The 11363-nt window shown below is 73.0% G+C and carries 11 protein-coding genes; 5 read left to right on the top strand and 6 right to left on the bottom strand.

The features are described 5' to 3' along the window. Positions 1–121 precede the first annotated feature (121 nt). Positions 122–490 carry a GntR family transcriptional regulator gene (locus ABZ386_RS21415; protein WP_351342898.1) on the bottom strand — a complete coding sequence of 123 codons (369 nt, stop codon included), beginning with the start codon at positions 488–490 and terminating at the stop codon, positions 122–124. A gap of 71 nt (positions 491–561) precedes the next feature. On the opposite strand from ABZ386_RS21415, the gene ABZ386_RS21410 reads away from it, so the two are divergent. Together ABZ386_RS21410 and ABZ386_RS21405 are read left to right on the top strand one after the other, a co-directional pair. Beyond that, positions 562–1491 carry a GNAT family N-acetyltransferase gene (locus tag ABZ386_RS21410; protein WP_356502334.1) on the top strand — a complete coding sequence of 310 codons (930 nt, stop codon included), beginning with the start codon at positions 562–564 and terminating at the stop codon, positions 1489–1491. Further along, on the top strand, positions 1472–1972 hold the full coding sequence (locus tag ABZ386_RS21405; protein ID WP_358965551.1) for a DUF402 domain-containing protein: 501 nt from the start codon (positions 1472–1474) through the stop codon (positions 1970–1972). The genes ABZ386_RS21410 and ABZ386_RS21405 overlap by 20 nt, the downstream gene beginning before the upstream one ends. Here the strand turns inward: ABZ386_RS21405 and ABZ386_RS21400 are convergent. Beyond that, complete coding sequence (locus tag ABZ386_RS21400) at positions 1931–2590, bottom strand: class I SAM-dependent methyltransferase (protein WP_356502336.1); 660 nt, start codon at positions 2588–2590, stop codon at positions 1931–1933. The two genes, ABZ386_RS21405 and ABZ386_RS21400, sit on opposite strands and share 42 nt — an antisense overlap. A gap of 139 nt (positions 2591–2729) precedes the next feature. Here ABZ386_RS21400 and ABZ386_RS21395 point away from each other — a divergent pair, with 139 nt between their 5' ends. Next, positions 2730–2864, top strand: coding sequence for a hypothetical protein (locus ABZ386_RS21395; protein ID WP_114251157.1), 135 nt, complete (start codon positions 2730–2732; stop codon positions 2862–2864). 31 nt (positions 2865–2895) lie between these two features. On the opposite strand, the gene ABZ386_RS21390 is transcribed toward ABZ386_RS21395, so the two are convergent. Then, positions 2896–3345 (bottom strand): GNAT family N-acetyltransferase, encoded by a 450-nt coding sequence (locus ABZ386_RS21390; protein WP_351342907.1) that lies wholly within the window; start codon positions 3343–3345, stop codon positions 2896–2898. Between the two features lie 178 nt (positions 3346–3523). On the opposite strand from ABZ386_RS21390, the gene ABZ386_RS21385 reads away from it, so the two are divergent. Beyond that, positions 3524–4528: a lytic polysaccharide monooxygenase gene (locus tag ABZ386_RS21385; protein ID WP_351342909.1), complete on the top strand. Its 1005-nt coding sequence runs from the start codon at positions 3524–3526 to the stop codon at positions 4526–4528. Positions 4529–4606: 78 nt separating this feature from the next. Here the strand turns inward: ABZ386_RS21385 and ABZ386_RS21380 are convergent, their stop codons facing one another. The 3 genes from ABZ386_RS21380 to ABZ386_RS21370 form a co-directional block, all read right to left on the bottom strand. Further along, positions 4607–5467, bottom strand: coding sequence for an alpha/beta fold hydrolase (locus tag ABZ386_RS21380; RefSeq protein WP_351342911.1), 861 nt, complete (start codon positions 5465–5467; stop codon positions 4607–4609). Positions 5468–5700: 233 nt separating this feature from the next. Beyond that, positions 5701–6684, bottom strand: coding sequence for a hypothetical protein (locus ABZ386_RS21375; protein WP_351342913.1), 984 nt, complete (start codon positions 6682–6684; stop codon positions 5701–5703). After that, positions 6681–10187 (bottom strand): DNA polymerase III subunit alpha, encoded by a 3507-nt coding sequence (locus tag ABZ386_RS21370; RefSeq protein ID WP_358965549.1) that lies wholly within the window; start codon positions 10185–10187, stop codon positions 6681–6683. The genes ABZ386_RS21375 and ABZ386_RS21370 overlap by 4 nt, the downstream gene beginning before the upstream one ends. A 154-nt stretch (positions 10188–10341) precedes the next feature. Between ABZ386_RS21370 and ABZ386_RS21365 the strand changes: the two genes are divergently transcribed. Next, a complete protein-coding gene (locus ABZ386_RS21365; RefSeq protein WP_358965547.1) occupies positions 10342–11343 on the top strand; it encodes a DUF3533 domain-containing protein in 1002 nt (333 codons plus the stop codon). Positions 11344–11363: the final 20 nt, after the last annotated feature.

The raw sequence follows: 11363 nt of genomic DNA, 5'->3' as shown, positions 1-11363 counted from the left end.
ACGCCTCTCTTCTCCGCCACGACGCCGCTCGGCCACGACGGGGCGGCCCGGCGGTGCCGAACGCGGCCCGGCCCGCAGCGCTCGACGCCCGGCCGCGGGAAACCACCCGGAGGGCGTCGCCCTACTGCCCGTAAGCCGCCCGCAGGGCATCCCGTACCGCGGCCAGTGCCGTGTCCTCGCCCAGGCCGAGTCTCCTGGCCCGCTCCACGTAGGCCTGCGCCGCCGACGCCAGCTCCCGGTCCGCCGCCGCGCCTGCGGCGGCCACGAACGTGCCGTGCCGTCCCCGCGTCTCGATCACGCCGTCCGCCTCCAGCGCCCGGTACGCCTTGGCGACGGTGTTCGCGGCGAGCCCCAGCGACTCGGCCAGCCCCCGCACGGTCGGCAGCCGGTACCCCACCGGCAGCTCACCCGACCGCGCCTGCTCGGAGATCCGCGCCCGCACCTGCTCGTAGGGCGGGGCGCTGTCGTCGATGTCGATCTTCAAGGTCACAGCCCGATTGTCCCGTACCCGGCGGAAAATGAGAGGCACCCGGAGCGCGCCCCCGCGTAACGTGCGCCCTCGTGACCATGACCGTGCGCGACCTGCGTCCCGACGTCCGAGCCGACGCCGAGGGGTTCTCCGAGACCCGCCGGCTCGCCCTGCCCTACATGCTGTCCACCCCCGAGTCGGTGGTGCACACCCTGACGCACGCCCACCCGGACGCCCACTTCGGACAGCTGATCGCCGAGGAGGACGGCGAGATCATCGGCACGGCCCAGATCAGCGTCGCGCATGACAGCCCGGAACCCGGCCAGGGCTCCGCCAACATCTACGTACGCCCCGACCGCACGCGCCGCGGCGCCGGTTCGCTGCTGCTGCGCACCGCCGAGGAGCGCCTGGCGGGGCTGGGCGTGAAGAAGCTGTTCGCCTGGGCGCTGGACGAGCCGGAGAACCGCGCGTTCGCCGAGCGGCGCGGCTTCCGGGCCAGCCGGTCCGCCTACTTCCTCCGGCTCGACCTGGCGGCCGGCCCGCTGCCGCCCCGACAGGACCCGCCGGCCGGTGTCGAACTGCGCACCGGAACCGACTTCGCGGACGACCCGCGCCCGATGTTCGATCTGGACGCGGAGGTGGTGGCGGACGAACCCAGCGACATCGACGTCGAGTTCACCGACTACGAGGCGTGGCTGGAGGAGACCTGGAAGCACCCGCTCCTCAACCTCGACCTGACATCCGTCGCCGTCGTCGACGGCCGCCCCGCCGCGTTCAGCGTGGCCTACACCGACGGTGGCACCCGCTACGCCACCGCCATGACCGGCACCGCCCGGGAGTTCCGCGGCCGGGGCCTGGCCAAGCTCGCCAAGAACGACTCCCTGCACCGGGCCCGCGCCGCGGGGTACACGGAGGCGTTCACCGGCAACGACACCGGCAACGGACCGATGATCGCCATCAACAAGTGGTTCGGCTACGAAGTCTGCGCGACGGAGGTGCGCTATGTCCGCGAACTCGGCTGACCGGCCCGGGCAGCTCGACGTCGTCCTCGTGAAGGCGGGCCGTACGAAGATCCGTTACAGCGGTGAGCTCCTGAGGGACGACGGCACCCGCATCGCGGTCCGCGCCGCCTGGGCGGGCTCCGGGGTCCGCGACTTCGGGTTCGTCCGCTTCGAGCCCGGGGACGTCTTCACCGAGTACTACTGGCGCGACCGCTGGTACGCGGTGAAGGAGGTCCGCTCCGCCACAGGCGCGCTGAAGGGCTGGTACTGCGACATCACCCGCCCCGCCGAGCGCTCCGGCCCGGAGCTGGTCGTCGAGGACCTCGACCTGGACCTGTGGCGCTCCGCGGACGGCACGGACGTACGGCGCCTGGACGAGGACGAGTTCGCGGAGAGCGGCCTCGCCGAGTCGGACCCGGAGGCCGCGTCCGCCGCCCTGGCCGCGCTCGACGAACTGGAGTCACTCGCCCGCAGGGGCGACTTCGCCGCGCTCCTGGCCTGACGCCCGGGCCTGCGCGACCACCGCGTACCGCTCGTCCGTCACCTCCCCGCCCCACAGCAGCGGGTCGCCCGAGAGCCGCTCCACGCGCACCTGGCCGGCGATCGGGGCGAGGAGGGCGGTGAGCCGGTCCGCCGGTATGCCGACCGGGTCGACGCTCCCCCACACGCCCTCGACCAGCACGAGCCGCCCGCCCGGCCGCAGCAGTCGGTACCAGTGCCGGAGGGCGCGGCCGGGGCCGGGCAGGGCCCACAGGACGTGCCGTACGAGCACGGCGTCGAAGCGCTGCTCCCCCACGGGCGGTGCCGCGGCGTCGCCGACGAGGAACACCGCGTCGCGCCCGGCCAGTTTCTCCCGGGCGAGCGTCACCATCGCCGGGGAGAGGTCCACGCCCGTCACCCGGTGCCCCTGCTCGGACGCGAGGAGTGACAGGCTGCCGGTGCCGCAGCCGAGATCGAGGATGTCGCCCGCGCGCCCGGGCAGCCAGCCGCGCAGCCGCCCGGCCCAGGCGTGGCGCACCGCGGGGTCGCGCAAGCCGTGGTCCGGTTCCTCGTCGAAGGAGGCGGCCCGCGCGTCCCAGTCCACGCTCGCCGAGGTCATACCGTCACTCTGGTTCGTCATGCGCCCAAGAGTGACACCCGCCACTGACACTCGAATCGTGACTGCCGCCACTGACAGACCAGGAGCGATGAGGAACTCTCCCCCGAAAGGTCTACCTCCGTGAGAACGCGGAACCCGGTAGACCCGTGAGGAGGCAGCCATGCGCCGTGTGACCGTGCAGAAGCCCCTGAAGAAGACGGACGTCCGCCGGGTCCGCGAGGAGGCCGACGAGTGCCCTGCCGGGCGCCCGGAGGTCCGCAAGGACATCGCACGCATCTGGTGGCCGGACGCCTGAGCCGGCCGGTGCCGAGCATGAGACGCACGCGTCAGAGCAGCCGCTTGCGGTAGTGGACCCGGTCGTAGGGCCCGTCCACGCGGCGCTCCACCAGCTCGTAGCCGTACTTCGGATAGATCTTCTGGTTCTCCCACATCAGCGCGTTCGTGTAGAGCCTGACCTCGGGCAGGCCGAGCGCACGCGCGTGTGCGTCCACGAACGCCAGCAGCCGTCGCCCCACCCCCCTGCCGTGCGCGGTGGGGTGGACGGCGATGGTGTCCAGGAAGAGATGGTCCGCGAACGCCTCGACCACGACGAGGCCGACGACGGGCGCGCCCGTCAGGAACACCTTGCCCGCGGCCACGTTCGCCGCGTGGTCCTCCTCCATGGGCTGCGGCACCCGGCCGATGCGCTCGATGTAAGGGCGGAAGGCCGCGTCGATGATGTGCTCGACGACCGGTACGTCGGCGGCGCCGGCCGGCCGGATCTCCTCGTCTGCCATGCGGCGACGGTATCTACCTGATGCCAGTCTGAGCACTCCCTTAAGCGGGCCATAAGGATCTCCCTCACCCGCCCTCGGCAGGCGATTCCACGGCTCTGTGGGGCTAGCTTCGGATCACCCACGGGATCCGCCCGTTCGGGCCCGACCTGTCCCAGGAACCGTTTCGAGGAGTTTCCGCATGCCCGCACGCCGCAAGGCATCCGCCGTCGCCGCCCTCGGCACGCTCCCGCTCGCCCTGACCGCGCTGGCCGCCCCGCCGGCGGTCGCGCACGGTTCGATGGGCGACCCGGTCAGCCGGGTCTCGCAGTGCTACGCCGAGGGCCCCGAGAGCCCCAAGTCGGCCGCGTGCGGGGCGGCGGTGGCGGCGGGCGGCACGCAGGCCCTCTACGACTGGAACGGCATCCGCATCGGCGACGCGGCCGGGCGCCACCGGCAGCTCATACCCGACGGCAAGCTGTGCAGCGCGGGCAACGAGCAGTTCAAGGGGCTCGACCTGGCCCGCGCCGACTGGCCCGCGACCAGCGTGAAGAGCGGCGCGCACACCTTCAAGTACCGCGTGACGGCCCCTCACAAGGGCACCTTCACGGTGTACCTCACCAAGCCCGGCTACGACCCGGCCCAGCCGCTCGCCTGGCACGACCTGGACCTGGAGCACCCGGTGGCGACGGCCACCGACCCGGCGGCCACGGGCGGCTTCTACACCTTCTCCGGCCGCCTGCCCGAGCGCTCCGGCAAGCACCTGCTGTACGCGGTCTGGCAGCGCTCGGACAGCCCGGAGGCGTTCTACTCCTGCTCGGACGTCAGCTTCGGCGGGGATGGCGGCGCGGCTCCGGCCGCTTCCGCCCCCACGGAGAAACAGATCGACGAGGGCAACGGCAGATCGACGATCGAGCACCACGGGCACGGCGACGACGACCCCCGGACCTCGGCGGAGCCGGCCGCGGCGGCCGAGGACACGCCGGACAGGCCGAAGGCCGCCGCCACACCCGGCCGGCCCGGGACCGCCGCCACGCCGAACCAGCCCGAGGCGGCCGGTGCGGGCGCGAACCTCGCCGAGACCGGCGGCGACGGCAGCACCCCGTACGTCGCGATCGGCGGCGCGGCCGCGCTGGCCCTCGGTGCGTCGGCCCTGTTCCTGTCCACCCGGCGCCGGGCGGTGAGCGGCGGCCGCCACGGCCGCTGACCCGCGCCGCCTCCCCTGACCCGGGGCCTGTCCGGCGGCTCAGGCCGGACAGGCCCCGAATCGTTTCCCTGACACGTGTCATTCGAACGCCGAGGCACAGGTGGTGGGCGTGGCCCGGGCCGGATCGAGCGCGTTGGCCACCTCGTGGAAGGCGATCCGGTCCAGCAGCCCGACGGCCACGTGCTCCGACAGGTCGGCGGGGCAGAGGTCCTGGAGCAGCACGTTGCGCACGTCCGGCCCGCTCAGGTACTGGTTGCGCCAGGGTGTGACGACCTCGTCGTACTTGGTGGCGATGACGGTGTAGCGCACGCCGGGCACGGTGTCGCCGCCGGCGTTGAGCTTCTTCAGGAAGTCGGAGCCGGCGACCTGGTCGGCGAGGGCGGGGGTGTTCTTCGACAGCAGGTCGGCGGCGCCCGGGAAGTAGGGCAGCAGACGGGTGAAGCCGCCGAGGTCGGTGCCGTGGTTGCTGGGCGCGATGCCGACCAGGGCGTTCACCTTGTCGGCCCCGCCGAGGAACCGCAGGTACCAGCGGGGCATCATGCCGCCCTGCGAGTGTCCGACGAGGTCGGTCTCGGCGGCGCCGGTGGCGGCGAGCACCTTGTCGACGAAGTCCCTCAGCTGCGCGGCGGACTTCTCGACGGGGCCGAGGCCGTGGAAGAAGGGGACGCCTTCCAACTGGCCGTAGTCGAGGGAGAAGACGCAGTAGCCGCGGACCTTCAGGTAGGGGGCGAGGCCCAGCCAGTTGTCGACGGAGTTCCCGAGGGTGCCGTGGACGAGGACGACGGGGCGGGGGTGGGCGGCGGACGGCTTGCAGGAGTAGTCGTTCCAGCCGGAGCTCGGGGCGCCGGCGGCCTGCGCGGAGGTGGTGGGGACGGTGACGGCCGCGGCGGTCAGCAGCAGCGCGGCCAGGGGTCTGAGCGCTCGTTTCCAGGGCAGCATCGGGTGATCTCCTTGCGGCTCAAGGGGGGTGCGACGGCACTACGCCCTGTGATCCGGATCACGAGGATGCTGTTCACTCGTCAAGTTACGAGTGGGTAGTCGAACTGGGAAGTTACGCGTCAGTAAAAACTTCCAGCGATAACCACGCCGCCGGACCCACCTGACGCTCCCTCACCAGGCAGGTGACGGCCGGGTCGTGCCGCCGGGGGCCGACTGACGTCACGTGGAAGGATCTACGCCGCCAGTCCGCCTAGCCCCCCGGGCATCACCGCCCGGGGTCCGAACTTCGCTCGCGCGCGGTCGGCGACCTCCTCGATGCGGCGGACCTTCTCGTCCACGGGGTCGAACGTCAGCTGGTGGGAGGCCTGGTCGGCGGGGTCGAGCCCCTCTGCGCGCAGGGCGATCGCGCGGACCCGGGCGCGCTGCAGGCCGAGCGCCTCGTACATGCCGTAGACGGCCCTGGTCAGCGCCGGCGAGTGCGCGGTCGGTTCGGTCAGCGTGCGGCTGCGGGTGGTGGCGGACCGGTCGGCGTAGCGCACGGTGAGGGTGAGCGTGCGGCAGACCTTGTCCAGGGCGCGCAGCCGGGCGCCGATCTCCTCGGCGGCCGAGAGCAGTGCCCGCCGGTGCCGGTCCGGGTCCAGTTCGTCGCGCTCGAAGGGGCGTTCCGTGGCGAGGGACCGCGAGACGGCGTTCGGCACGACCCGGCCGCGGTCGACGCCGTTCGCCTTCTCGTGCAGTTCGCGGCCGGCCTTCGCGCCGACCAGCCGCTGAAGCGTGGACAGCGGCGCGGCGGCGACCAGGCCGAGGGTGTCGAGGCCGTACTCGCCCAGCGTCCGGGCGGTCGCGACGCCCACGCCGGGCAGCACGGCGACGGGTTTGTCCGCGAGGAACTCCGCGATGGCGTCCCGCTCCTCGGGCACCGCGCACGTCACCCCGGGCACGGCGTCGCGCAGCGCCACGCGCGCCAGCATCGGCCCGGGCCCGGCGCCGATCAGGCAGTCGACGCCGTACAGCGCGAGCGACCGCACCCGGATCACCGAGGCCAGTTCGACGGCGTCCCGGCCGAAGTACCGCTCGGCGCCCCGCAGGTCGGCCAGCGCCCCGTCGGGTGGCAGGGCCTGGACGACGGGCGTGAACTCCTCCAGCATCCCGAGCAGTCGGGGCAGGTCGGCCTCGCGGGCCGGCGGCAGCTGGAAACGTACGCAGAGGATGGTCATCCCGCACTCCCCGGACTCTGGTGCCACAACTTTCTTCCCACCGCGGGCCCTTCGCCCGCGGGACGCAGATCGGCCCAGGGGTGCATCTCGTACCCCGTGGGCATGCGGATCTTCCGCTGCTCCATCGGATCCCGGGCCGCGGAGCCCGCCGGCGCGGGCGCTCCTTCGGAGCCGGCGAGCCGCCGGCGTGCGGCCCCCTCACCGTCGTCACCGGAACCACCGGAATCACCGGAGCCACCGGCCCCGGCCAGCCGGGCCGCGACGCCCTCCAGCCCCTCCTCCCGGCGCACCTCCAGCAGTTCCGCGAGGTTCCAGGCGGCGGATCCCACCACGCTGAGGCTGCGCGGACCCCGGCGCTGCACCACCCCGCGCACCAGCAGCAGCCAGGAGTGGAAGACGGTGTGGGCGCAGGCGTCGTGGGAGTCGTCGAAGAAGGCGAGGTCGACCAGGCCCGTGCCGTCGTCCAGGGTGGAGAAGATGACCCGCTTGCCGGACCGGATCGGCGGCGTCTGGGTGGCCGCCTTGGCGCCCGCGACCAGCACCGCCTCCCCGTGCCGGGCCTCGCGCAGCCGCCGCGCCGACACCACGCCCAGCTCGTCGAGGAACTGCCGGTGGTCGTCCATCAGGTTGCGCGAGGCGTCCATGGACAGCACGCCCAGCTCGGCACTGAGCCGCTCCGCCGAGGTGAGGTCGGGCAGCCCGGCCGGTGCGGTCTTCCGCCCGCCGGCCAACGGGAGCTGGCCACCGCCCGCGCCGCGCGCGCCCCGGTGCAGCTCGGTCAGATGCAGTTGCAGATCACGGCGGTTGGCGCCGAACGCGTCCAGCGCTCCCACCTGCGCGAGCCGCTGGGCCAGCGGACGGCTGGGCCGGCCCCGCTCCCAGAAGTCGACCAGCGAGGCGTACGGCTGCCCCTCGGCGATCCGCGCCGCCTCGGCCTCGCTGATGCCGTGTACATCGGAGAGCGCCAGCCGCAGCCCCCATTTACCGGACACCAGTTCGATACGGTGTGCGACGCCCGACGCGTTCACATCCAACGGCAGCACCGGCACCCCCCGCCGCCGCGCGTCCGCCAGCAGCAGCCGCTTCGGGTACATCCCGGGATCATGCGTCAGCAGCCCCGCGTAGAAGGCGGCCGGATGATGCGCTTTCAGCCACGCCGACTGGTACGTCGGCACGGCGAAGGCGACCGCGTGCGCCTTGCAGAAGCCGTACGACCCGAAGGCCTCGACGATCTCCCAGGTCCGCTGAATCGTTTCCGCGTCATAGCCGTTCGCCGCCGCGTGCTGCGCGAACCACACCTTGATCCGCCCCTGTGACTCCGGGTCGGACAGCCCGCGCCGCACCCGGTCGGCCTCGCCGCGCCCGCAGCCGGTCATGATGTCGACGATGTCGATGATCTGCTCGTGGAAGACGACGACCCCGTACGTCTCCTTCAGCGGCTCTTCCAGGTCCGGGTGCGGATAACGGATCGGCGCCCGCCCGTGCCGGGCCTCGATGAACGGCCGCACCATGTCGGCGGCGACCGGCCCGGGCCGGAAGAGCGAGATGTCGACGACGAGATCGTGGAAGCCGGCCGGCTGGAGCCGCCCGACCAGGTCCCGCTGCCCCGGCGACTCGATCTGGAAGCACCCGAGCGTCTCGGTGGACCGGATCAGCCGGTACGTCTCCGGATCCCCCGGCGGCAGGGCGTCCAGGTCGACCCTCTCCCCCGACACCCGCTCCACTTCCGCCACCGCGTGCGCCATGGCCGACTGCATCCGCACCCCGAGCACGTCGAGCTTCAGCAGCCCGAGGTCCTCGACGTCGTCCTTGTCGAACTGCGACATCGGAAAGCCCTCGCCGCTGGTCGGCATGACCGGCGTACGCGCCAGCAGGGAGGCGTCGGACAGCAGCACCCCGCACGGATGCATGGCCACCCCGCGCGGCAGCGCGTCCAGCGCCTCGACCAGCTCCCACAGCCTGCCGTACTTCTCCTTCTCCCCCGCCAGCGCACGCAGTTCGGGCAGTTCCTCCAGCGCCGCGCGGGCGTCCCGCGCCCGGATGTGGGGAAAGGACTTGGCGACCCGGTCGATCTCGGCCGGATCCATGGACAGGGCGGCCCCCACGTCCCGGATCGCGTGCCGCACGCGATACGTCTCCGGCATCGCGACCGTCGCGACCCGCTCGGTGCCGAACCGGCCGATGATCGCGCGGTAGACCTCCAGCCGGCGCGCGGACTCCACGTCGATGTCGATGTCGGGCAGCACCACCCGCTCCTTGGACAGGAACCGCTCCATCAGCAGCCGGTGTTCGATCGGGTCGGCGTGCGCGATCCCGAGCAGATGGTTGACGAGCGACCCCGCCCCGGACCCCCGGGCGGCGACCCGGATCCCCATCTCCCGTACGTCGTCGACCACTTGGGCCACGGTCAAAAAGTAGGAAGCGAAGCCGTGATGGGCGATGATGTCCAGCTCATGGTGCATCCGCTCCCAGTACTCGCGCCGCCGGTCGTACCCGCGCAGCACCATTCCCGCCGCCGCCCGTGAGGCCAGCGTCCGCTGGGCGGTACGGCGCCCGGCACCGACCAGATGCGGCTCGGGGAAGTGGACGGTCCCGATCCCGAGATCGTCCTCGGGGTCGACCAGGCACGCGGCGGCCGTGGCCTCGGTCTGCTCCACCAGCCGGTGGGCGGTGCCCCGCCGGAACCCCGCGGCCTCCACGATCCGCTCGGCGGCCTGCACCATGGCACCCGGGCCCTTGAGCCAGGCTTCTCCGGAGTCCAGCTCCTTGGTCGGGTCGATGGGCACCAGGCGCCGGGCGGCGTCCAGCACGTCGGCGACCGGCCCCAGCCCGGAGTCGGCGTACCGCACGGCATTGGTGAGCACGGGCCGGATCCGCTGCTCGGCGGCGAACCCGACAGTACGGGCGGCCAGCCGCAGCGACCCGGGCCCGGTGCCTTTGCGGCCGTGCCAGACGGCCTCCAGCCGCAGGTCGTCGCCGTAGACCTCCCGCCAGGGCACGAGCAGCCGCGCCGCCCGGTCGGGACGCCCCGCGGCCAGGGCGCGCCCGACGTCCGAGTCCGGCCCGAGCAGCACGGTCAGCCCCTCGGCATGGTTGCGGTCCCACGGCAGCAGCGGCGTCCCCTCCCCCTCATGGGCGGCCGAGACGAGCCGGCACAGCCCCGCCCACCCCCGGGCCCCGTCCCGGGCGAGGAAGATCACCCGGGGAGCCGACTCATCGACGAAGGCGCCGCCGCGCACCGGGGTCCGGCGCCGCCCCTGCCGTCCGGCCGCGCCCGGAGGCTCCGCTCCCGTCACCGCCAGGTCCGCCCCGAACAGCGGACGGACCCCCGCCTTCCCGCAGGCCTTCGCGAACCGGACGGCCCCGGCAAGCGTGTCGCGGTCGGTGAGGGCCAGGGCGTCCATGCCTCGCTCGGAGGCACGTTCGGCCAGCCGCTCCGGGTGCGAGGCTCCATAGCGCAACGAGAACCCGGAGACGGTGTGCAGATGCGTGAAGCCCGGCACACGCACCTCCCGCACTCGTGAACCACACCGGCTCTCGAACATCTGTTCCCAGCTACCTCACCCCCACCATACCCCCATCCTCGAATGTATGTGCGACATCCGTTCGGCCCCGCCCCACCTGCGGAAACACCGCACACCCCCCGACCGTGGAGGCATGCCGCACCGCTCGTTCCTCGCCGAGGTGAGAGACGCCGTCACCCCCCGGGCCACCCTGCTCATCCTCGGCGTGATCGCGCTCCAGCTGCTCTTCATCGCCTCCTACGTAGGCGCCCTGCACGACCCGAAGCCCAGGGACGTGCCCTTCGGCGTGGTCGCCCCCCAGGACGCGTCCGCCCAGGCGGTGACCCGGCTGGAACGCCTCCCGGGCTCCCCCCTGGACCCCCGCGCCCTGCCGGACGAGGCCACGGCCCGGAACCAGATCATGACCCGCGACATCGACGCCGCCCTGGTCATCGACCCCACCGGCACCACCGACACCCTCCTGGTCGCCTCCGGCGGCGGAAGGGTCCTGTCCACCACACTGACGAGCCTGATCACCACCCTGGAGAAGTCCGAGCAGCGCACCCTGCGCACGAGCGACGTGATCCCGTCCGCGCGCCACGACCCCAACGGCCTGTCGTCCTTCTACCTGGTGATCGGCTGGAGCGTGGGCGGCTACCTGGGCGCCGCGGCCCTGGCCATCAGCGCCGGGGCAAAGCCCGCCGACCCCACCCGCGCCGCGATCCGCCTGGCGGTGCTGGCCCTGGTCGCGATCATCGGCGGCCTCGGCGGTGCCCTCATCGCGGGCCCGGTCCTGGACGCCGTCCCCGGCAGCACCGCGGCCCTGTGGGGCCTGGGCACCCTGATCATCTTCGCCGTGGGCGCGGCCACCCTCGCCCTCCAGGGCCTCTTCGGCACGATCGGCATCGGCCTGGTCATCCTGCTGGTGGTCATCCTCGGCAACCCCAGCGCGGGCGGCGCCCTGCCCCCACCCCTCCTCCCACCCTTCTGGAAGGCGATCGGCCCCGCCCTGCCCCCGGGCGCCGGCACCTGGGCAACACGCTCGATCGCCTACTTCGACACCCACGCGATGACCGGCCCCCTCCTGGTACTGGCGGCATGGGCACTGGCGGGCACGGCCATCACACTGACGGCGGCGGCCCGCCGCAAGACCTGAACACAGAAGAAGGCCCCGCC

It is taken from the genome of Streptomyces sp. NPDC006140, assembly GCF_040628815.1.
Classification (GTDB): Bacteria; Actinomycetota; Actinomycetes; order Streptomycetales; family Streptomycetaceae; genus Streptomyces.
Note: the sequence above shows the minus strand (reverse complement) of the source record. Positions and strands in the feature narration are given on the sequence as shown.